The sequence below is a fragment of the Kitasatospora cineracea genome (assembly GCF_003751605.1).
In the GTDB taxonomy this organism is placed as follows: domain Bacteria; phylum Actinomycetota; class Actinomycetes; order Streptomycetales; family Streptomycetaceae; genus Kitasatospora; species Kitasatospora cineracea.
Genome location: NZ_RJVJ01000001.1, coordinates 2637978 through 2659606, shown reverse-complemented (window position 1 = coordinate 2659606; position 21629 = coordinate 2637978). Strand labels below are relative to the sequence as shown.

Sequence of the window (21629 nt, the reverse complement as noted above, 5' to 3'; positions counted from 1 at the left end):
CCCGGTTCACTGACCCCGCGTCAGCCGCCCCGGCGGCCCCCCGGCCGCCCGCCCGGACCGGCCGCGTTTGCGGGCCCCGGCCGCCGATCGAACCATGGAGGGGTGTCCGGATACCTGCGGTACCCCCATGTGCGCGGTGGGCTGCTCGCCTTCACCGCGGAGGACGACGTCTGGGTCGCGCCGCTGGCGGCGGACGGGGCGGTGGGCCGGGCCTGGCGGGTGAGCGCGGACCGGACCAGGGTCAGCCACCCCCGGCTGTCGCCGGACGGCGCGGTGCTGGCCTGGACGAGCTGGTCGGCGCTGGTGCCGGAGGTGTTCACCGCGCCGGTGGACGGCGGGGCGGCGGTGCGGCTGACGTACTGGGGCAGCCAGGACACCCGGGTGCGCGGCTGGCTGCCGAACGGCGAGGTGCTGGCGGTGACCTCGTACCACGAGCCGTTCGCGCACTACGCCTGGGCGTGGGAGCTGCCGCCGGACGGCGCGCCGGGGCGGCGGATGCCGTGGGGGCCGGTCGCGGACGCCCAGGTCGGCGAGGGGCACACGGTGCTGCTGACCGACGCGGCGCCGCACGAGCCCGCGTTCTGGAAGCGCTACCGGGGCGGCGCGACCGGCCGGCTCTGGGTCGACCACGACCTGCTGCTGCCCGGCCTGCCCGGGCACCTGGCCTCGCCGATGCCGGTGGCCGCCGCCGACGGCACCCGGATCGCGTTCCTCTCCGACCACGAGGGCGTCGGCAACCTGTACTCGGTCCGCCCGGACGGCACCGGCCTGCGCCGGCACACCGACCACGCCTCGTACTACGCCCGGGAGGCCGCCACCGACGGCGTCCGGGTGGTCTACCAGCACGCCGGGGACGTCTGGCTGCTCGACTCGCTGGACGCCCCCGCCCCGCGCCGGCTGGAGGTGCCGCTGGGCGGGGCGCGGGCCGGGCGGCGGCCGTACCAGGTCAGCGCCGCCAACAACGTCAAGGACCTGGCCTGCGACGCCACCGGCCGGGCCGGGGTGATCAACGTCCGCGGCTCGCTGTACTGGCTGACCCACCGCGACGGCCCGGCCCGGGTGCTGGCCGACACCCCGGGTGTGCGCTGCCGGCTGCCGCTGGTGCTCGGCTACGGCAACCAGGCGGCCTGGGTGACCGACGCGGACGGCGAGGACGCGATCGAGCTGGCGGCGCTGCCGGGCAAGGACGCCGCCGACGAGCACCCCCCGCACCGGCGGATCGCCGGCGGCCGGATCGGCCGGGTCCAGGAGCTGGCCGCCGCCCCCGACGGCGGGCGCCTCGCGGTGGCCTGCTCGGACGGGCGGCTGCTGCTGGTGGACACCGCGGACGGCGCGGTCACCGAGGTCTCCGCGTCCCGGTTCGGGCCGGTCTCCAGCCCGTCGTTCTCCCCCGACTCGCAGTGGCTGGCCTGGTCGGAGCCGGTCGCGGGCCGCTCGCTGCGGGCGATCCGGCTGGCCCGCACCGACCGGCCCGAGCACAAGGTCGCCGTCACCGGCGGCCGGTTCGAGGACGAGCACCCGGTGTTCACCCGGGACGGCCGCTTCCTGGTGTTCCTGTCCTGGCGGGGCTTCGACCCCGTCCACGACGTGCACACCGGCGACCTGTCCTTCCCGCTCGGCTGCCGCCCCTACCTGGTGCCGCTGGCCGCCGGCACCCCGTCCCCGTTCGCCTCGCCCGCCGAGGGCCGCCCGCCGGTCGGCCTGGACCCGGAGGAGGCCACCGGCGACGGCACCGTGCGGGTCGACGAGGAGGGGCTGGGCAAGCGGCTCGTGCCGTTCCCGGTGATCGCCTCCAAGTACTCGGCGACGGCGGCGGTCCGCGGCGGCGTGGTGTGGCTGCGCTGGCCGATCTCCGGCGCGCTCGGCCAGACCTTCGCCAACCCCGAGGACACCTCCGGCCGCCCCGCCCTGGAGCACTTCGACCTGGCCCGGGGCCGCCGCACCACCCTGGTCGAGCAGTTGGACGGCTTCGCGGTCTCCGCGGACGGCTCGGCCGTCTCGGTGTTCTCGGCCGGCGCGCTCAAGCTGTACCCGCTGGCCGCGCCCACCGCCCCCGTCCCGGTCGACCTGCGCCGGATCACCCACACCGTGCACCCGGCCGCCGAGTGGCGGCAGTCCTACGCCGAGGCGGCCCGGATCGTCGCCGACCAGTTCTGGGACGCGGGGATGTGCGGCCTCGACTGGCCCGCGCTCACCGACCAGTACGCCCCGCTGCTGGAACGGATCGCCTCCCCCGACGACTTCGCCGACCTGCTGCGCGAACTCCTCGGCGAACTGGGCACCTCGCACGCCTACGTCACCCCGTCCCGGCGCGGCGAGGGCCCGGCCATCGCCCAGCAGCCGCTCGGCCTGCTCGGCGCCAACGCGCACCGCGACGTCGACGGCCGCTGGCTGGTCGACCGGATCCTGCCCGGCGAGTCCTCCGATCCCAAGGCCCGTGCCCCGCTGGCCGGTTACGGCCTGCACGACGGCGACGAACTGCTCGCGGTGGACGGCCGCCCGCCCGACCCGGTGCGCGGCCCGACCCCGCTGCTGGCCGGGACGGGCGGCAGCACCGTCGAACTGACCGTCCGCCACGACGGGCGGACCCGGCGGATCGCGGTCACCCCGCTCACCGACGAACGGCCGATCCGCTACCAGGACTGGGTGGCCAGACGGCGGCACCTGGTCCGGGAGTTCAGCGACGGCCTGTGCGGCTACCTGCACATCCCGGACCTCGGCGGCTCCGGCTGGGCCCAGTTCAACCGCGACCTGCGCTCCGAGCTCGCCCGCCCCGCCCTGGTCCTGGACGTCCGCGGCAACGCCGGCGGCAACGTCTCCGAACTCGTCCTGGAGAAACTCCACCGCCGGGTTCTGGCCTGGGACTTCACCCGCGGCCGGCAGCCCGTCCGCTGGCCCCGGGACGCCCCGCGCGGCCCGGTCGTCGCCCTCGCCGACCACGCCACCAGCTCCGACGGCGACGTCATCATCACCGCCATCAAGGCACTCGCCCTCGGCCCGGTGGTCGGCACCCGCACCTGGGGCGGCGTGGTCGGCATGACCGGGCGGCACGCGCTCGGCGACGGCACCCAGATCTCCGTGCCGAAGAACGCCAGCTGGTTCACCGGCGGCATCGGCTTCTCGGTCGAGAACCGGGGCGTCGACCCCGACGTCGAGGTCGTCCGCACCCCCCACGACTGGGCCCGCGGCGAGCACACCGACCTCGCCGCCGCCGTCGACCTCGCCCTCACCCTGCTCAGCGCGACCCCCGCCGCCGCACCCCCGCCCGCCGACACCCCCCGCCCCGACCTGCGCCGCCCCCCGCTGCCGCCGCGGCCCTGAACGCCGTCCGGCCGGCCCCTCGGGAGGGGCCGGCCGGACGGGGGTGGCGGGAGGTCAGCGGGCGCGCCGGCGGAGGGTGTACAGGACGGCGCCGCCCGCGGCGATCAGCAGGGCCGCGGCGGCGGCCAGCAGGCCGGTGCTGCTGCCGCCGCCGGTGGAGGCGAGTTCGGCGGAGGCGGCGACGGGGGCCGGGGTGGCGGCGGCCGGGGTCGGGGTCGCCGAGGCGGTGGCCGCCTTCGTCGGGGTCGCGGTGGGCGTCGGGGTGGCCGCCTTCGTCGGGGTCGCGGTGGGCGCCTTGGTGGGCTCGGCGGCCCGGGGCACGCCCGGCAGCTGGAGGAAGGAGTCCGCCGTGACCGACGAGCCGTCCGCCCAGGCGCTCGCCCCGACCCTGATCTCCTCGACCTTCTCCGCCACCGAGGTGGAGGTGGTGATCCGCAGGTCGAAGGAGGCCGACTGCCCGTTCGCCAGCGGCACGTCCAGCGCGGCGGAGTCGACCCAGGCCGACGGGTCGCAGCCGGGCCGGGTGGGCAGGGCGACGCTGCTGCCCCCGTGCTCCCAGAACACCTCGGCGTTGTCGCCGTTCATCACGCCGAGCCGGGTGAAGAAGATCGGCAGCAGCGTCACGTGCCGGTAGTCGGCGCCGGTCCGGTTGGTCTCGGTGACCCGCACCCGGTACGTCGTCACGTCGCCCCGGACGGTCGGCTTCGCGTCGCCGGTGACCTCGAGCGCCACCGTGCCGCTGTGCGCGGGACCGCCCTGGACCGGGGTCTCGCCCGGCAGCACGGCCGTCCCGTGGGCGCACGGGGGGAGGGTCGCTGTGCCGTCCGCCCACGCGGTGCCGCCGGCCACGGCGGTGGCGGCGAGAACCAGCACCGCAGTGGCGGCGGCGGACGACACGGACCGGCGGGTGTTCATGGGTTTCCCCCAAGGGATGCGGGTGCTGCGACTGGTGTGGGTTGCGCGCTCCGCGGGCCGGTTTCCCTCTCGGCCCGCTCCCCCGCGCAGAAGGAATACTTCCAGCCCGACATCCGTGTGTCGTGTGCCTACTGTCACCGCCGTGTCACAGCGCGCGGAGCGCCGGCGCCCGGTGACGGGGCCGGCGCTCCGGGTGCGTCGCGCGGGTCAGCTCCAGGGATCGCCCTCGGCGGTCATGTTCTCGGCGGCCTCGCGGTCCTCGCGCTCCTGCCGGATCCGGCGTTCGGCGTCGTCGCGGGCCCGTTCGACCCGGTCCCCGAAGGCGTCGGCGGCCTCGTCGTGGGCGAGGGCGGCGCGTTCGGGCGAGTCGGCGGGGGGCTGGGCCGCCGCCTTGGGGCGGAACCTGTCGAAGATGCCCATGTCTCCTCCTCGGGTGGGCGGTCCCCCCTTGCCACGGTACGCCGGTGGGACGGACCCGGTCGGGCCCGTCCCACGCGGTCGGCAGGTCAGGAGGACTCGCCCTCCTGCTGCTGGTCGTCCGCGGACTCCTGGCCGCCGGGCATCATGCCCTCGGCCTGCTCGCGGGCCTTCTGCTCGGCTTCCTCGGTCTTGGAACCCTGGTCGCCGAGCGCCGACTTGGCCTGGTCGGTGAGGTCCTTCGCCTTGTCCTTGAACTGGTCGCTCAGACCCATGTCTCCTCCTCGGGGTTTCGCGGACATCGGGCTCCGTCCACCCTCGCACCGGCCCCGGGGGGCCGCACCCGGACCGGGGCGTCCGGGTGCGGCCCCCCGCGCCCGGGCGTCAGCCGGAGATCGAGGGGGCGCCGGTCTCCAGGTGGCCGGTGAAGCGCTGCGACCAGCTCGCGTCGCCGCTGACCGTCACGGTGAAGTCGTACCAGCCGTTGGTGTAGGCGACGGCGTTGAAGTAGTCGCGGGTGCTCGCCCCGGCCGCGACCTGGTACGTCCACGGGCCGTCGGAGCGGTAGGCGTTGGAGGTGACGGTGAAGGTCACCGCCGTGCTGCCGGCGTTGGCGAGTTCGAACCAGAGGGCGAGCTTGCCGGTGTCCGGGGCGGGGGCGTACGTGGCGGTGGCGGCGGCGTTCTTGCCGGCGGCGGTGGCGTCGCCGGTGAAGCGGCGCAGGAAGCGGTTGGGGCCGACCACCGTCAGGTCGTACTTGCCCGCGCCGTACCCGGTGCCGCAGTTGAAGAAGTCGCTGGTCGAGCCGGCCGGGTCGACGGTGTACGGCCACGGACCGCCGGAGCGGTAGGCGTTGGCGTACGCGGCGAAGTGGCTGCTCGCGCTGCCCTGGTTGGACATCGCCATCCAGACCTTGATCACGCCGCCGGAGCCGAACTCCAGGCGGTCCAGGTTGGCCACCGGCTGGTAGGGCAGCGCGCGGGCCGGGCGGGTGCCCGGTTCCTGCACCGGCAGTTGGTTGTTCACCGGGGCCGGGTTGGGCAGCGGGCCGCAGGCGGCCAGGCCGATGGTCTGCGAGGTGTCCGGCAGCGCGGGCATCCCGTACACCGGGTGGGCGAAGTCGAACATGCCGGTCAGGTCGCCGGTGACCCTGCGCCGCCAGGCCGAGATGTTCGGGCAGGTGGCGGGCTTGCCGAGGGCGGCGGTCCACTTCTCCAGGAAGCGCAGCACCGAGGTGTGGTCGGAGGTCTCCGAGGAGACCCAGCCGCCGCGGCTCCACGGCGAGACGGCGATCATCGGGACGCGGAAGCCGAGGCCGATGTTGGTGCCGTTGTAGAACTCGCCCGCCGTGCCGGACGGGGCGACCGGCGGCGGGACGTGGTCGAAGAAGCCGTCGTTCTCGTCGTAGTTGAGGAACAGGATCGTGGAGTCGAACACGGCCGGGTCGGCGTTCAGCGCGTCCAGCACGTTGTGCACGAAGTGCGCGCCGTCGGCCGGGGTGGCGTACGGGTGCTCCGAGGACGCCTGGTCCGGCACGATCCAGGACACCTGGGGCAGCGTCCCGCCCAGCACGTCCGCCCTGATCGCGGCGACGATGTCGTCCGGGGTCTTCCCGGTGGCCCTGGGCACCGAGCCCATGCCCTTGGTGGCGAGCGCGCTGCCGGCGGGGGCGGAGGAGAAGGCGGTGAAGTACGCCAGCGCGTTGTCGCCGTAGTTGTCGGAGGCGTTCTGGTAGACCTTCCAGCTGACCCCGGCCGCCTCCAGGGCCTCCGCGTACGTCTGCCACTTCAGGCCCGACTCGTCGCCGCCGTCGTACGCGGGGCCGCCGGCCGCGCCGGCCGGGTCGATCTGGCCGGACCAGTGGTAGGTGCGGTTGGGGCCGGTCGCGGAGAGCACCGAGCAGTGGTAGGCGTCGTTGACCGTCCAGTTGTCGGCCAGCGCGTAGTGGAACGGGATGTCGGCCCGGGTCAGGTAGCCGAGGGTGCGCACGTTGCCCTTGGCGGACACCCAGGAGTCCAGCTTCCCGCCGTTCCACGCCTTGTGCTGGTCGCTCCAGCCGTGCGCGAGGTCCCCGTTGCACTGGGCCAGGCGCTCCGGGTCGGCGCCGCCGGCCGGCTTGGTCGCGGAGAACTGCCACGGGTACTGGCGGCCGAGCAGGTTCGGCTGGTTGAAGACGCCGTAGCCGCCGGACAGTTGGATGGTCGCCCGGTCGGCGAAGCCGCGCACGCCCTTCAGCATGCCGAAGTAGTGGTCGAAACTGCGGTTCTCCTGCATCAGGACCACGATGTGCCGGGCGTCCGCGAGGGTGCCGGTGGCCCCCGTCGCGGCCGCCGCCGCGGGTGCCGCCCCGGCCCCCGCCGCGGTGCCGGCGACCGCCGCCCCGGCCGCCGCACTCGCCGACAACGCGATGAACTTCCTACGACTCAGCTCTGCCACTTCGACCCGCCCGTCCCCTCGGCTGCTGGTGTTGTCCAGACACCTTCGTGTCGAACGCCGAGCATCCTCACGCAGGACGGGCCGCCGGGTCACCGGCCGGGACGAAGGTTTGGCGGACTGTTCACCGACGGCCGCAACGGCGGACAGGAGGTGAACAGCCGGGGGAAATCCTCGACGGACGGCTCGCGGCGACCGGGTTCAGTCCTGCACCGCGATGCCCAGGGCGTGGGCGAACTGGGGGGCGAGGTCGAGCAGTTGGGTGGTCGAGATGACGGCGCCGCGCAGGCCGAGGTGGCCGTCGGGCAGGCCGAGGCGGGCGGCGGTGCGCAGGTCGGTGTTCTTCAGGGTCGCGCCGCGCAGGCGGACCTCGTCCAGGGTGCTGCCGGGGAAGGAGACGTCGGTGAGCCTGGCCTCGGCGAGGTCGACGTCCCGCAGCAGGCAGTCCTCGAAGACCACGTCGCGCAGCACCGCGCCGCGCAGGTTGACCGCCTCCAGCTTGCACTGGCGGAACACCGTGCGGCGGACGGCCGAGCCGTACCCGGAGATGCCCGCCAGCACGGTGGAGTCGACCTCGGCGTCCTGCCACTCGCTCTCCGCCAGGTCGACCCCGACCAGCCGGCCGCCCTGCACCCACACCTCGTTGAACCCGGCCCGGCGCAGCTTCGCCTCCTCGATCCGCACCCCGGTGAACGCGCACTCCAGGAAGTGCGCGCCGCCGAACTGCCCGGTCAGCGCGAGGCCGTCGAAGTGCACCGTGTCGTACCGGGCGTCGGGGCGCAGCGGCCCGGTGTGGCGCTGCAGCAGGTGGGCGTACGGGAGGTCTTCGAGGCGCACGGTCAGCTCCGTTTCGCGGACAGGATCAGGCCGGTGGCGACGGCCAGCGCCACCAGGAGCCCGGCGATCAGCACTGCGGACTCCCCCGCCAGCGTCGCAGCCAGCACCGACAGCGCGGCCAGCGGCAGGACCGCCTGGGCGGCGCCGCGCTTGTGGTGGCGGGAGTGCAGGGCCCAGACGGTGACCAGGAACAGCGCGGTGGGGATGGTCACGGCGGCGCTCGCGGCCCGGGCCGAGAGGTGCGCGGTGCCCACCGCGTGCTCGGCGGCGACCTCCAGGCCGGCGCCGACCGCGGCGGCCGAGGCGAAGACCAGGTAGTGGCCGTAGCCCCAGGGCAGCGCCTGCCGGTTGTCGCGCAGGTGGTCGTGGCTGTCGTCTGCGAAGTAGATCCACCAGGCACCGAAGCAGATCAGCAGGCCGCCGGCCGCGATCGGCAGCAGTTCGGCGACCGCCCGGTGCTCGTCCAGCGCGGCCTGGACCGCGACGGTGGCGGCGGCGACCGTCTCGCCCAGCACGATGATGGTGAACAGGCCGTAGCGCTCCACGATGTGGTGCCGGTGCCAGGGCGTCTGGTTGTCCTTCTCGGCCCAGACCGGGACGGCGAGTTCGACCAGCACGCCGAGCGGGAACAGCGGGCCCTGGGTGCCGTGCGGGAGGAACAGCAGCACCACCCAGAACACCTGGACGACCGAGATCCCCACCGCGTAGCGCAGCGCGCAGGTGCGGGCCGGGCCGCTCTCGCCGCGGGCGGCGCGCAGCCACTGGGTGACCATGGCCAGGCGCATCAGCACGTAGCCGGCCACGCCGAGCACCAGGTCCCGGTCCTCGAAGATCCGCGGGACGCCCGCCGCGAGCACCAGCACGCCGGTGATCTGCACCAGGGTGGTGAGCCGGTAGGGCACGTCGTCGACGTCGTACGCGGAGGCGAACCAGGTGAAGTTCATCCAGGCCCACCACACCGCGAAGAAGGCCGTCGCGTAGCCGGTGAGGGCGGCGGCGTAGTGGCCCTCGGCCAGGGCGTGGGCGAGTTCCCGGCCGGCCTGGGCGATGGCGACCACGAAGCACAGGTCGAAGAACAGCTCGAGCGGGGTGGAGACCCGGTGCGACTCGCGCCGGTCGCGGGCCCGCATCCGGCGGACCGGCCGGTAGGGGTCGGGGGCGGTGCTCATGGTTCTGCCTTCGCAGCGGGCCGCGCGGGCAGGGGGCGGGCGCGGCAGGGGAGTTGGACACCGGAGATCCTGGCAGCCCGGCGTGCGCCGCGCACGCACCGGGCGCGGCACGCCGGTTGACCGATTTCCACCCGATCTGACTACTCGTCACGCGGAGTTGACGCCCCAGTGCGCGATCCGAGTGACAGCGCGGTCCATTTCGGCGCGTGTTGCGCCGATTGTCCTGTCTGTCCGAATTCGACCGATAGATTCCTCTGCGGATGGACGGCCGACGAGGGCGCTTCGCGGGCAACGCGGAAGGTCAAGGACGAGGGTGGAACACGGGGCCGGCCCCCGCGCTCCGCAGGACCCGAACTCCTCGTGATCACCGCGCTGCCCGACAGCGCCGCCCGCCGTCCGGCAGGGGTGCGCCCGGCGGCCGGTCGGGCTAGTTCGGGTCGCTGGGGGCGGGGGCGGACGGTGTGATGGCCGTATGCGCACAATCGGGCACCGAGGGGATGTGGGGGCGGCGTGAACTGGGTCGATGTGATGATCATGGTGGGCACGCTGGCGGGGACCGCGGCGGGGATGCTGCTGGTGCAGAAGTACGCGTCGGTGCCGGCGCGGGAGAACTGCAACGACGTGGCGGGGTTCATCTTCGCGGCGGTGGGGGCGTTCTACGCGGTGCTGGTGGCGTTCGTGGTGATCGTGGTGTGGGAGAACTCGTCGACGGCGAAGGCGACCACCTTCGCCGAGGCGGACGAGCTGGCGGGGGTGTACTGGATGTCCCGGCAGATGCCGCTGCCCGCGGGGGCCGAGCTGGAGGGGCTGACGCTCAGCTACGCGCACGCGGTGGTGGACACCGAGTGGCGGCAGATGGGCGACCACCACAGCGATCCGGCGGCGACGGCGCTGATGTACAGGATCCGGGAGTCCGCGCTCTCCTTCGACCCGCAGGGGGACCAGCAGTCGGCGATCTACCAGAACGTGATCCAGCACGTGGACGGGCTGGCCAGCAAGCGCCGGGCCCGGCTGAACCTGATCGCGGACTGCGTGCCGCCGCTGCTGTGGGCGGCGCTGATCGCCGGCGCGGTGGTCACCATCGCCTTCACCTTCCTGTTCGGCCTCTCCAACACCTGGGCGCACCTGGCGATGGTGCTCAGCCTGGCCGGGCTGATCGCGCTGTCGCTGATCGCCGTCAAGGAGATGAACTACCCGTTCGACGGGGCGAACGCGGTGAAGCCGACCGCGTTCGAGGTGTTCCTGAGCCGGCTGCCGCCGCCGCGCTGAGCACGTTCGGTGAGCGGGGTGTCACGATTTCGGCGGGCGGCCCGGGGCGTGTAGTGTTCTCCGGGTCAGCAGGCGCCGCTAGCTCAGTTGGTTAGAGCAGCTGACTCTTAATCAGCGGGTCCGGGGTTCGAGTCCCTGGCGGCGCACAGACAGCACGAGAGCCTCCCTCCGGGGAGGCTCTCGGCGTTTCCGGGCCCGGACGGGCCCGCCCGGGAACCGGGTTTCACCGCAGGTCGGAGAGCGTGTAGTGTTCTCCACGTCAGCACGCGCCGCTAGCTCAGTTGGTTAGAGCAGCTGACTCTTAATCAGCGGGTCCGGGGTTCGAGTCCCTGGCGGCGCACAGACAGCACGAAGGCCCCTCGCTCTCAGCGAGGGGCCTTCGGCGTTTTCCGGCCGCTCCCGCCATGTCCCTTGCGCGGCGCGCTCGTTGAGAAGGGGGAGGATGTGAAGCTAAGGGGGATTTAAAGATCGTCTTAGGAGAAATGGGACATAGGTCCCTAACATCTGACAAGTCGATCAGTCAGGCTGGCGAGGTTCACGCCGTCGCCCGAGCGAGCAGCCCGTCCGGGGCCTGCGGGAAGGTCTCCGTTGCCTCGAAAGCCCCGTGAGCGCAAGAAGCGGACCGGCTGGCGCCGGCTGATACCCACCTGGCGGATCACCCTGCTGGGCCTGGCGGCGTCGGTGCTGCTGGGGGTCGGACTGTTCGCCCTGGGCATCGCCCTGGTGAAGGTGCCGGACGCGCACGCGGCCGCCACCGCCCAGTCCAACACCTGGCTGTACGCGGACGGCTCGGTGCTGGCCCGCACCGGCCAGACCAACCGGCAGAACGTCTCCCTGGACAAGGTCTCCCCCGAGGCGCAGCACGCCGCGCTGGCCGCCGAGGACCGCAACTTCTACTCGGAGGGCGCGGTCAACCTCAAGGGCATGGCCCGGGCCGCGTTCAACACCGCGTCCGGCGGCTCCACCCAGGGCGGTTCGACGATCACCCAGCAGTACGTGAAGAACGCGTACCTGAACCAGAAGCAGACCGTCAGCCGCAAGGTGAAGGAGGTGTTCATCGCCATCAAGGTGGACGCCACCCAGAGCAAGGACGAGATCCTCTCCTCCTACCTGAACACCTCGTACTACGGGCGCGGCGCGTACGGCATCCAGGCCGCCGCGCAGGCGTACTTCGGGGTGGACGCGAGCCGGCTGACCGCCGCCCAGGGCGCCTACCTGGCGACGCTGCTGAACGCGCCGAGCGCCTTCGACGTCTCCTCGGCCAGCGAGGCCGGCAAGCAGAAGGCGACGGCGCGCTGGAACTACGTGCTGGACGGCATGGTGGCGAAGAAGTGGCTGGGCGCCGAGGAGCGGCAGCACACCGCGTTCCCGGAGGTGCTGGCCCCGAAGTCGGCGCCGGGCCTGTCCGGGCAGGCGGGCTACCTGGTGGCCGCGGCCACCTCGTACCTGACCGACCACGGCATCGTCTCGGACGCGCAGCTCGCCCAGGGCGGGTACACCGTCACGCTGACCGTCGACCCGAAGAAGCAGCAGCAGCTGCAGGACGCGGTGCAGACCCAGCTGACCGACAACCTCAAGCCGGACAGCCGGAAGGCCGACGCGGCGGCCCAGGCCGGCGCGGTCTCGGTGGACCCGAAGAGCGGGCAGGTGCTGGCGCTGTACGGCGGCGCGGACGCCACCAAGCACTGGATCGACAACGCCACCCGCACCGACTACCAGGCGGGCTCCACCTTCAAGGCGATCGCGCTGGCGGCCGCCCTGGACTCCGGGGCGCGCACCCAGTCCGGCGAGCGGATCACCGCCGACACCGTGTACGACGGCACCAACCGGCGGGCGGTGCGCGGCGCGAAGGGCACCCCGTACGCGCCGCCGAACGAGGGCGAGCACTCGTACGGGCAGATCTCGCTGCAGCAGGCCACCGACTGGTCGGTGAACTCGGTGTTCGCGCAGCTCGCGCAGGACACCGGGCTGGAGAGGGTCCGCGCCACCGCGGTGGCGCTCGGCCTGCCCGCCGACACGCCGGGCCTCAGCGCCGTCCCGTCGATCCCGCTGGGCGCGGCCACCCCGAGCGCCCTGGAGCTGGCGGGGGTGTACGCCACCCTGGACAACGACGGGCAGCAGATCACCCCGTGGCTGGTGAAGGGCCTGGAGGCGGGCGGCGAGCAGGTCGCGCTGCCCGAGCACAAGGCCGTCCAGGCGGTCTCCAAGGACGCGGCCCGGGCCACCACCTCGATCCTCCAGGGCGTCGTCGACGACCAGGGCGGCACCGGCTACCGGGCCGCCGCGCTGAACCGCCCGGTGGCCGGCAAGACCGGCACCACCGACGACTCCAGGTCGGTCTGGTTCGCCGGGTACACCCCCGAGCTGGTCACCGTGGTCGGCCTGTTCGGGCAGGAGCCGGGCACCGGCAAGCAGGTCAGCCTGGACGGCGTGGGCGGCACCGGCAGCGCGGCGGGCGGCAAGTACCCGGCGCAGATCTGGACGGCGTACATGAAGTCCGCGCTGGCCGGGCAGCCGGTCACCGACTTCGCCGGGCCGACCCGGGCCCCGGCCGCGAGCACGCCCTCCGGCACGCCGAGCGGCTCCGCCTCGCCGAGCCAGAGCCCGTCCGCGGCGGACAGCCCGAGCAGCACGCCCTCGCCGTCCGCCGGTGACGACCGGCCCTCGTCCTCGCCGTCGGCCCGTCCCAGCGGCGGGGCGAGTTCGGACGGCGGCGAGAACGGCACGCGGCCGAGCCGTTCGCCCTCGGCCCGGCCGAGCGGCGGGGCCGGTCGCAGCCCGTCCGCCAGCACCGCGCCGGGGCTGGGCGGGGCCGGCGGGCTGCTCGGCGATCAGTACCAACCGGCGGAGTAACACCTTACGGCGGAGGGGTCCGGGCTGGCAGAATGCGGCGATGCACAGCAGCTCGGACCCCTCCGCCGTTCCCGTCGACGCCCCTCCCCCGCCCGCCCCGGCCACGGCTGCGGCCCCGCGTCCGGGCCCGGCCCGGCGGGCGGCCCCGCTCGGGCTGGGGCTGGCGCTGGTGTCGGCGGTCGCGTTCGGCGGGTCGGGGACGGCGGCCAAGCCGCTGATCGAGGCCGGGCTGTCCTCCGCGCACACCGTGTGGCTGCGGGTGACCGGGGCGGCGCTGGTGCTGCTGCCGGTGGCGTGGCGGCACCGGGACGCGGTGCTGCGGCGGCCCGGGGTGCTGCTCGGCTTCGGCCTGCTGGCCGTCGCGGGCGTGCAGGCCTGCTACTTCGCGGCGATCTCGCGGATCCCGGTGGGCGTCGCGCTGCTGATCGAGTACCTGGGCCCGCCGCTGCTGATCGCCTACGTCCGGCTGGTGCAGCGGCGGCCGGTCTCCCGGCGGGCGACGGCCGGGGCGGGCGTCGCGGTGGCGGGGCTGGCCTGCGTGGTCGAGGTCTGGAACGGGTTGTCCTTCGACGCGCTGGGGGTGCTGTTCGCGCTCGGCGCGGCCTGCTGCCAGGTCGGCTACTTCGTGCTCGCCGACGCCGGCCGGCAGGGCGGGCGCCCGGTCGACCCGCTGGCGGTCTCCGCGTACGGCCTGCTGATCGGCGCCGTGCTGCTGACCGCGTTCACCCGGCCCTGGGACGCCGACTGGTCGCTGCTGGGGCGCTCGGTGGCGATGAACGGCCACCAGGTGCCGGCGCTGCTGCCGGCGCTGTGGATGGTGCTGGTGGCCACCGTGCTGGCCTACCTGACCGGGGTGGCCTCGGTGCAGCACCTCTCCCCGCCGGTCGCGGGCGTGGTCGCCAACCTGGAGGCGGTGGTGGCCACCGTGCTCGCCTGGGTCCTGCTCGGCGAGCACCTCGGCACCCCGCAGCTGGCGGGCGGCGCACTCGTCCTGGCGGGCGCGTTCGCCGCCCAGTCGGCGGCCCGGAGCTGAGGCGTCCTCAGACCGGCAGGGTCTCGCGGTGGGCGGCGAGGGCGGGGGCGGTGGTGGTGGCGACGAACTCGGTGATCCGGTAGGCGGCGATCCCGGCCGGGACGAACGGGTCGGTGGCGGCGAGGGCCTCGACGGCGGGGCGGTCGGGGGCGACGGCCAGGATGATGCCGCCGTCGCGCGGGACCTTGCGGCCGGAGGCCAGGAAGGTCCCGTTCGCGTAGTGCTGCTCCAGCCAGGAGAGGTGGGCGGGCAGCAGGGCGTCGACGCGCTCCAGCGGGGCGGTGTAGGTCAGCTCGAGGATGAACACCCGGTCATCGTACGCCGGGCCGGACCAGGCCCGACTCGTAGGCCGCGACGACCAGTTGGGCCCGGTCGCGGGCGGCGGGCTGCTGCGGCGGCCGGCCGATGCGGGTCTTCGCGGTGGACGGGCTGACGTGCAGCTCGGCGGCGATCTCCTCGTCGGAGAAGCCCGGCCCGACCAGCGCCGGCACCTCCCGCTCCCGCTCGGTCGCCCCCGCCGGAGCGGCCGGGGCGGCCGGGGCGGCCGGGGCGGGCAGCGCGGACGGCTCCGGGCGGCGGGTGGGCTCCTCGATCAGCCGGCGGGTCACCCGGGGCGCGGGCAGTGCCTCCCCCGCGGCCACCGCCCGGACCGCGCCCAGCAGTTCGGCCGGGCGGGCGTCCTTGAGCGGGAAGCCGGCGTCGGTGGGCGGGGACAGGCTGCTCACCGCCCTGTTCCGGCCGGGGCTGCTGCTGGTGCTGCCGCGGGGGTGCCGCTGGTGGCGCGCGACCTGGAGTCGGGGGCGTCGCTGCTGTCGGGTGCGGTGGCGGCGGGCTGCGCGGTGCGGCTGCGGCGCGGCGTCACCGGCGGCTGATCCGGCGGGGGCCGGTCAGCGGCCGGTCAGCGGCCGGTCAGCGGCCGGTCAGCGGCCGGTCCAGCCGAACCAGGTGAAGTGGTTGAGCGGCCAGACGACGGCGGTGGTGGGGCCGACCAGGTCGGCGACGGGGACCGCGCCGCCGTCCGGGCCGTCGCGGTGGTAGCGGGAGTCGGCGGAGTCGCTGCGGTGGTCACCCTCGACCCAGACGTGGCCGGCCGGGACGGTGAGCGGGCCGAAGTCGATGCCGGAGCAGGAGTCGTCGCCGGGGTGCAGGTAGGGCTCGGCGACGGGCTGCCCGTCGACGGTGAGGGTGGTGCCGTGGCAGGCGACGCTCTGGCCGCCGGTGGCGATGACCCGCTTGACCAGGTAGTCGTCGCCGGGCGGGAGCAGGCCGACGGCGCTGAGGCCGGAGTGCACGGTGCGGGTGAAGGCGTTGCCGCTCTGCGGGGCGGGCGGCAGCCAGCCGCCGGGGTCCTTGAACACCACGGGTTCGCCGGGCTCCGGCTTCCAGCCGGTGAGGGTGGCGAACTTGTTGACCGCGACCCGGTCGCCGACCTGGAGGGTGTTCTCCATCGAGCCGGACGGGATGGAGAACATCTGGAACAGGCAGGTCTTGATCAGCACGGCGACGACCAGGCCGATCACGATCATCACGGGCAGTTCCACGTACCAGGGCCGCCGCTTGCGCGGACGCCGTTCCTGGGTGGGCCCCTCGGTCACCGCCACCGACACCGACACCGCCTCCTTGGCAAGGACTGCACGCTAACCCGTGCCCGGGGCAGGGCGAAATCCGGCCCTTACCCGGAGCAGACAACCGCCGCGCGGGGCGGCTCAGGTCTCGTTGGCGATGGCCTCGTGGTGGCGGATCACCTCGGCGATGATGAAGTTGAGGAACTTCTCGGCGAACACCGGGTCGAGGTTGGCGCTGAGGGCGAGTTCGCGCAGGCGCTTGATCTGGCGGCGCTCGCGGGCCGGGTCGGCGGGGGGCAGCTGGTGCTCGGCCTTGAGCCGGCCGACCTGCTGGGTGGCCTTGAAGCGTTCGGCGAGCATGTGGACGACGGCGGCGTCGATGTTGTCGATGGACTCGCGCAGGCGGGTCAGCTCGGCCCGCACGGCGTCGTCGATCCCCGCCGGGGAGGGAGTGGGCTGGTCCGTCATGTGGGGTGGCTCCGATGCGGGATTTCGGGTGGGCGCTCGGGCGCGGCGGACGGCCAATCTAACAGGGCGGACCGGGCCCGTCCGCCCTGATCACCCGCCCGTTCCGGCATGTGGGACGGCGTTCGGGACGGTCGGCCGCTCCGCGCGGCGTTCGGCCTCCGGAGCGCGGTGCGGGCCGTAGGCTGGGCGGGCCGCGGCCGGAAGTCCGGCCGCGGGCACAGCAGTTCGACAGCTGTCCGCTTCTCATGGGAGGTACCTGATCGTGGCGACGACCCGCACCGCGCACACCGAGTGGGAGGGCAACCTGCTCGACGGCAAGGGCCTGGTGACCCTCGACTCCTCCGGCGTCGGCGAGTTCCCGGTGTCCTGGCCGTCTCGGGCCGAGGCGGCGAACGGCAAGACCAGCCCGGAGGAGCTGATCGCGGCCGCCCACTCGTCCTGCTTCTCGATGGCGCTCTCGCACGGCCTGACCGGCGCCGGCACCCCGCCCACCAAGCTGGAGACCAAGGCGGACGTGACCTTCCAGCCGGGCACCGGCATCACCGGCATCCACCTGACCGTGGTCGGCACCGTCCCGGGCCTGGACGAGGCGGGCTTCGTGAAGGCCGCCGAGGACGCGAAGGCCAACTGCCCGGTGAGCCAGGCGCTGTCCGGCACCACCATCACGCTCTCCGCCGGCCTGGCCTGACCGCCCGGCACCCGCGCCCGCCCGCCCGTCCGCGCCGTCACGGCCGGTGCGCGCGGGCGCACTCCCCGGCCCCCGCCCGCGCGGCGGCGGCCGGCCCGCCGGCGCGTTCCGGCGGCGATCCGCGCGCCTCGCACAGAACGTAACGGGCAGCTCGGGACAAGCCTCGCCAATCACCCTGGCGGCGGTCGCGGACAGTTACACCGGCGGCCTATGATCGGCGGGCGTGGCCCGAGGCCGCCGACCGCTCCCCGCCCACCGGGCCGGGGACCGCGGGCGGGCGCGGGCCGCCTGGCCGGTCGCCGTCCGTGAGGAGCGTCCGGCACGACCAGTGGCAGCAGCGGACGGGAGCGTGCCGTGCCGGGCCGGAACGTCGGGGCCGACGCACACCATCGGGGTGGGCGGCCCGAAGCGCCGCGCCCGGGTACCGGAGCCGGGGCGTGCAGCGCCTGCGGGGCCCCTCCGGACACCGAGGCCGAGCGGCTGGCCGCCGCCCTGCGGGCCAGCGAGTCGCGGTTCCGGGCCGCGTTCTCGGACGCCGGGATCGGCATGGCGCTGATCGACTCCGACGACCTGCTGATCGAGGGCAACCCGGTGTTCGCGGCGATGCTGGGCCGCGAGGTGGCCGAGCTCCCCGGCATGCACATCCACCAGGTCATCGAGCCGGAGGAGCCGTCCCGCAGCCGCTACCGCGAGCTGGTGCGCGGCGAGCGCGACCGGATGCGCGCCGAGAAGCGGCTCAAGCACCGCGGCGGGCGGGAGGTCTGGGGCCGGGTCACCGTCTCGCTGATCCGCGACGGCGCGGGCGACCCGTACTACACGATGGTGATGGTCGAGGACGTCACCGAGCGCCGCCAGCTCGGCGACCGGCTCGCCTACCAGGCGCTGCACGACCCGCTGACCAGGCTGCCGAACCGGACGCTGTTCTACGAGCGGCTGGAGGGCGCGTTCAAGCCGGACGGCCGGGACGGGCCGGGTGCGGACGGCGAGCGGCGGATCGGGCTGTGCCACGTCGACCTGGACGGCTTCGCCGCCGTCAACGAGACCCTCGGCCACCACGTCGGCGACCAGCTGCTGGTGGCGGTCGCCGCCCGGCTGGAGCACGGGTTCGCCCGGGACGGGCAGCAGTTGGTGGCCCGGCTGGGCGGCGACGAGTTCGCCGTGCTGGTCATCGGCAGCGCCGGCCACCAGCAGCTGACCCGGCTGGCCGCCGACCTGATGGAGGTCCTGGAGCGGCCCTTCGAGGTGGCCGGGCACCGGCTGACCGTCACCGCGTCGATCGGCGTGGTGGAGCGCCCCGTGCACGGCTCCACGCCCACCGACCTGGTCCGGGACGCCGACTCCACGCTGTCCTGGTCGAAGTCCGACGGCCGCGCCCGCTGGACGCTGTACGACCGCGACCGGGGCGCCGACCAGCTCGCCCGGCACCTGCTGGCGACCGAGCTGCGCCCGGCCGTGGAGCGCGGCGAGTTCACCGTCGAGTACCAGCCGCTGGTGGGCCTGGCCGACGGCGCGGTGCGCGGCGCGGAGGCGCTGGTGCGCTGGAACCACCCCCGGTACGGGCTGCTGCCGCCGGACCGGTTCATCCCGCTCGCCGAGGAGTCCGGGGCGATCGTGGCGCTGGGCAAGTGGGTGCTGGAGGAGTCCTGCCGGCAGGCCCGGCAGTGGCTGGACGGGTTCCCCGGGCAGCCGGTGCTGGTCAGCGTCAACCTGGCGCCCCGCCAGATCTGGGACTCCGACGTGGTCGCGGACGTCGCCGAGGTGCTGGAGCGCACCGGGCTGCCCGCCGCGCTGCTCCAGCTGGAGATCACCGAGAGCGCGCTGCTCGGCCCCGGCGGCCGCCCGCTGCAGTCCCTGCAGGCGCTGGCCGACATGGGCGTGCGGATCGCCATCGACGACTTCGGCACCGGCTACTCCAACCTCGCCTACCTGTCCCGGCTGCCGGTGCACGCGCTCAAGCTGGACGCCACCTTCATCGAGGCGTTCCGCGAGTCCGCGCCCGGCGCCGACGGCCGGCGGCGGGCCGCCGACGAGCAGATCGTCGGCGCCATGGTGCAGCTCGCGCACGCCCTGGGCCTGACCGTCACCGCCGAGGGCATCGAGCACGCCGCCCAGGCCGAGCGGCTGCGCCAGACCGGCTGCGACACCGCGCAGGGCTGGTACTACGCCCGGCCTGGCGGTCCCGAGGCGATCGCGGCGATACTCCGTGACCGGTCGCGGTGACGGCCGCGGTCTTCCGGTGCGGAGGGGAGCAGGACGATGGGACGCGTGGACGCGGTGCTGGGCGGGGTGGCGGTGGTCGCCGAGACCCCGCTGACGGGCGGGCTGTACAACGCCGCCCGGCTGCTCGAACTGGCCGACGGGCGGCGGCTGGTGCTCAAGTGCGCCCCGCCGCCCGGCACCCCCGGGCTGGCGCACGAGCGCGGCCTGCTGGGCACCGAGCGGCTGTTCCACGCGCTGGCCGCGGACGCCGGGCTGACCGTCCCGCGGGTGCTGCACCACGACCCGGACGGGGACGCCGGCAGCCGCGAGTGGCTGCTGCTCGGCTACGTCGAGGGCCGCACCTGGGACAGCCTGCGCGAGCGGCTCTCCGCCGCCGACCGGGCCGGGCTGCGCCGCACCCTGGGCGCCTGGGCCGCCAAGGTGGCCCGGGCCACCGGGGAGCGCTACGGCTACCCGCAGCCCGAGGCCGGGCTGTCGGCCGGTGACTGGCCGGCCGCGTTCGCCGCGATGCTCGGCGCACTGCTCGCCGACGCCGACCGCTACGGCGTCGAACTGCCCGTCCCCGCCGAGGAGTTGCGCGCCCTGCCGGAGCGGTTCGGGGCCGCGCTGGCCGAGGTCCGCCGCCCCGCCCTGGTGCATTTCGACGCCTGGGAGGGCAACCTGCTGCTCACCCCCGGCGCGGACGGCGGCTGGGAGCTGACCGGCGTGATCGACGGCGAGCGGGCCTTCTTCGGCGACCCGCTGGCCGAACTGGTCGGCCTGGACCCGCTCGGCGCCGCAGAGCGGGACGAGGACTTCACGGCCGGCTACCGCTCGGTCGACCCGGCCTTCGCGGTGGACGACGCGGGGCGGGCCCGGCTCGCGCTGTACCGGATCTACCTGGCGCTGGTCATGCGGACCGAGGCCGCGCCCCGGGCCTACACCGGCGACTTCGCCGACTGGGTGCGGACCTGGTCCGCGGAGCGGATCGCCGAGCAGCTGGCCGTGCTGGACGGACTCAGCCCGCGCGGCCGGTGAGGCCGTACGCCTCGGCGATCATCCCGTAGGACTCCAGCCGGTTCCGGTGCCCGTGGATGTGCGAGGTGACCATCAGCTCGTCCGCCCCGGTGCGCCGCCGCAGTGCCTCCAGGCCCTCGGCGACCTCGGCCGGGGTGCCGAGCACCACGTTCGCCAGCCAGGAGTCGAGGAAGTCCTCCTCGGCGAGGGTGTAGGGGTGCGCGGCGGCCTCCTCCGGCGTCGGGATCGGGCCCGGCCGGCCCTGGCGCAGCCGCAGCATGCCCAGCCCGGCCGAGCGGGCCAGCCACAGCGCCCGCTCCCGGCTCTCCGCGGCCACCGCGCTGACCCCGATCAGCGCGTACGGCTTCTCCAGCACGTCGGACGGGGTGAAGCCGTCCCGGTACAGGTCGAGCGCCGGGACGGTGTTGGCGGCGCTGAAGTGGTGCGCGAACGCGAACGGGTACCCGAGCCGGGCGGCCAGCTGGGCGCTGAAGCCGGACGAGCCGAGCAGCCACACCGGCGGGCGGGAGGCCGAGCGCGGCACCGCCTCCAGCCGGGCGTACGGGTGGCCGGGCGGGAAGTCGCCGTCCAGGAAGTGGGTGAGTTCGGCGAGCTGGCGCGGGAAGTCGTCGGCGCCGTCGGCCAGGCCGCGGCGCAGGGCCCGGGCGGTGGCCTGGTCGGTGCCGGGGGCGCGGCCCAGGCCGAGGTCGATCCGGCCCGGGTGCAGGGCCTCCAGCAGGCCGAACTGTTCGGCGATCGCCAGCGGGGCGTGGTTGGGCAGCATCACGCCGCCGGAGCCCAGCCGCAGCGTCGTGGTGCGGGCGCCGAGGTGGGCGAGCAGCACGGCGGGCACCGAGGAGGCGACGCCGGGCATGCCGTGGTGCTCGGCCACCCAGAACCGGTGGTAGCCCCAGCCCTCGGCGGCCCGGGCCAGCTCGGTGGTGGCGGCGAGCGCCTCGCCCGCGGTGTGGCCGGAGCCGACGGTGGCGAGGTCCAGGATGGAGAGCGGGGCGGGGGCGCGGCCGGCGGTCCGGCCGCGGACCGGGTCCACGGCGGCGGCGGGCTCGGGTGCGGTCTCGGGGGCGGTCGGCTCCGGTGCGGTGCTCATGCGGTGCGTCCTCCTGGTGCCCCGGCCGGGTGCCCGGGCGTTCGTCGGAGCACAACCCGTCCGGCGGCCGGGCTGTTCCCGCCCCGGCGGGCCCGCCGGGGCGCGGCGGCTGACGGCCCGCCAGCAGGCCACGCTGCGTGGCGACTTCACGCCACAGCGAGAAGTCGCCAGGTCCGGCGGCCCGTTCGGGGGTGCGGATGGGGCAGTCTGGAGACCGGCGCGGAACACGTACCGGTTCCGCGCGCCAGCGACAGATCGGCGGGCTCGACCAGCGTCGTTCGATCCCACGAGCCCCCGGAGCGGCACCCCGCCCGGGGGCTCTCGCCGTGCCCGGGGC

At 74.8% G+C, this 21629-nt stretch carries 17 protein-coding genes, 2 tRNA genes and 1 pseudogene; 9 read left to right on the top strand and 11 right to left on the bottom strand.

What is annotated here, in order from left to right:
- Positions 1 to 102: 102 nt before the first annotated feature.
- A complete protein-coding gene (locus EDD39_RS12225; RefSeq protein WP_162869999.1) occupies positions 103 to 3321 on the top strand; it encodes a S41 family peptidase in 3219 nt (1072 codons plus the stop codon).
- Positions 3322 to 3375: 54 nt separating this feature from the next.
- Here EDD39_RS12225 and EDD39_RS12220 read toward each other — a convergent pair whose 3' ends face one another.
- The 6 genes from EDD39_RS12220 to EDD39_RS12195 all read right to left on the bottom strand — a co-directional run bounded on the left by EDD39_RS12220 (position 3376) and on the right by EDD39_RS12195 (position 9092).
- Positions 3376 to 4236 (bottom strand): LAETG motif-containing sortase-dependent surface protein, encoded by an 861-nt coding sequence (locus EDD39_RS12220; RefSeq protein ID WP_123555542.1) that lies wholly within the window; start codon positions 4234 to 4236, stop codon positions 3376 to 3378.
- A 207-nt stretch (positions 4237 to 4443) separates the two neighbouring features.
- Positions 4444 to 4656, bottom strand: coding sequence for a hypothetical protein (locus EDD39_RS12215; protein ID WP_123555540.1), 213 nt, complete (start codon positions 4654 to 4656; stop codon positions 4444 to 4446).
- 86 nt (positions 4657 to 4742) lie between these two features.
- Positions 4743 to 4928 carry a hypothetical protein gene (locus EDD39_RS12210; protein ID WP_123555538.1) on the bottom strand — a complete coding sequence of 62 codons (186 nt, stop codon included), beginning with the start codon at positions 4926 to 4928 and terminating at the stop codon, positions 4743 to 4745.
- 109 nt (positions 4929 to 5037) lie between these two features.
- The gene (locus EDD39_RS12205) at positions 5038 to 7089 is read right to left on the bottom strand and encodes a phosphocholine-specific phospholipase C (RefSeq protein ID WP_123555536.1); all 2052 of its coding nucleotides are present in this window, start codon (positions 7087 to 7089) and stop codon (positions 5038 to 5040) included.
- A gap of 198 nt (positions 7090 to 7287) precedes the next feature.
- The gene (locus EDD39_RS12200) at positions 7288 to 7923 is read right to left on the bottom strand and encodes a pentapeptide repeat-containing protein (RefSeq protein WP_244256693.1); all 636 of its coding nucleotides are present in this window, start codon (positions 7921 to 7923) and stop codon (positions 7288 to 7290) included.
- Positions 7924 to 7925: 2 nt separating this feature from the next.
- On the bottom strand, positions 7926 to 9092 hold the full coding sequence (locus tag EDD39_RS12195) for a low temperature requirement protein A (RefSeq protein WP_123555534.1): 1167 nt from the start codon (positions 9090 to 9092) through the stop codon (positions 7926 to 7928).
- 510 nt (positions 9093 to 9602) lie between these two features.
- Between EDD39_RS12195 and EDD39_RS12190 the strand changes: the two genes are divergently transcribed.
- From EDD39_RS12190 to EDD39_RS12170, 5 genes are all read left to right on the top strand, one after another.
- Entirely contained in the window at positions 9603 to 10361 is a 759-nt protein-coding gene (locus tag EDD39_RS12190; protein ID WP_244256692.1) for a bestrophin-like domain, read from the top strand.
- A gap of 72 nt (positions 10362 to 10433) precedes the next feature.
- Positions 10434 to 10507 (top strand) — tRNA-Lys (locus tag EDD39_RS12185).
- Between the two features lie 120 nt (positions 10508 to 10627).
- A tRNA-Lys gene (locus EDD39_RS12180) sits at positions 10628 to 10701 on the top strand.
- A 248-nt stretch (positions 10702 to 10949) separates the two neighbouring features.
- The gene (locus EDD39_RS12175) at positions 10950 to 13214 is read left to right on the top strand and encodes a transglycosylase domain-containing protein (protein WP_123555532.1); all 2265 of its coding nucleotides are present in this window, start codon (positions 10950 to 10952) and stop codon (positions 13212 to 13214) included.
- A 40-nt stretch (positions 13215 to 13254) separates the two neighbouring features.
- Positions 13255 to 14247, top strand: coding sequence for an EamA family transporter (locus tag EDD39_RS12170; RefSeq protein ID WP_123555530.1), 993 nt, complete (start codon positions 13255 to 13257; stop codon positions 14245 to 14247).
- 7 nt (positions 14248 to 14254) lie between these two features.
- Here EDD39_RS12170 and EDD39_RS12165 read toward each other — a convergent pair whose 3' ends face one another.
- From EDD39_RS12165 to EDD39_RS12150, 4 genes and pseudogenes are all read right to left on the bottom strand, one after another.
- Positions 14255 to 14554, bottom strand: a complete 300-nt coding sequence (locus EDD39_RS12165; RefSeq protein WP_030459831.1) for a YciI family protein — start codon at positions 14552 to 14554, stop codon at positions 14255 to 14257.
- 4 nt (positions 14555 to 14558) lie between these two features.
- Positions 14559 to 14945 (bottom strand): annotated as a pseudogene (locus EDD39_RS12160) (response regulator transcription factor); the annotation flags it as partial.
- A 222-nt stretch (positions 14946 to 15167) separates the two neighbouring features.
- A complete protein-coding gene (lepB, locus tag EDD39_RS12155; RefSeq protein ID WP_148089430.1) occupies positions 15168 to 15854 on the bottom strand; it encodes a signal peptidase I in 687 nt (228 codons plus the stop codon).
- Between the two features lie 99 nt (positions 15855 to 15953).
- Positions 15954 to 16280, bottom strand: a complete 327-nt coding sequence (locus EDD39_RS12150; RefSeq protein ID WP_030914656.1) for a chorismate mutase — start codon at positions 16278 to 16280, stop codon at positions 15954 to 15956.
- 262 nt (positions 16281 to 16542) lie between these two features.
- Here EDD39_RS12150 and EDD39_RS12145 point away from each other — a divergent pair, with 262 nt between their 5' ends.
- The 3 genes from EDD39_RS12145 (at position 16543) to EDD39_RS12135 (ending at position 20205) form a co-directional block, all read left to right on the top strand.
- Positions 16543 to 16968: an OsmC family protein gene (locus tag EDD39_RS12145; protein WP_123555526.1), complete on the top strand. Its 426-nt coding sequence runs from the start codon at positions 16543 to 16545 to the stop codon at positions 16966 to 16968.
- A gap of 546 nt (positions 16969 to 17514) precedes the next feature.
- Entirely contained in the window at positions 17515 to 19188 is a 1674-nt protein-coding gene (locus EDD39_RS12140; protein ID WP_244256690.1) for a putative bifunctional diguanylate cyclase/phosphodiesterase, read from the top strand.
- A 36-nt stretch (positions 19189 to 19224) separates the two neighbouring features.
- Positions 19225 to 20205, top strand: a complete 981-nt coding sequence (locus EDD39_RS12135) for a phosphotransferase family protein (RefSeq protein ID WP_123555522.1) — start codon at positions 19225 to 19227, stop codon at positions 20203 to 20205.
- Here the strand turns inward: EDD39_RS12135 and EDD39_RS12130 are convergent.
- On the bottom strand, positions 20186 to 21292 hold the full coding sequence (locus EDD39_RS12130; protein WP_123555520.1) for an LLM class flavin-dependent oxidoreductase: 1107 nt from the start codon (positions 21290 to 21292) through the stop codon (positions 20186 to 20188). The two genes, EDD39_RS12135 and EDD39_RS12130, sit on opposite strands and share 20 nt — an antisense overlap.
- Positions 21293 to 21629 lie beyond the last annotated feature (337 nt).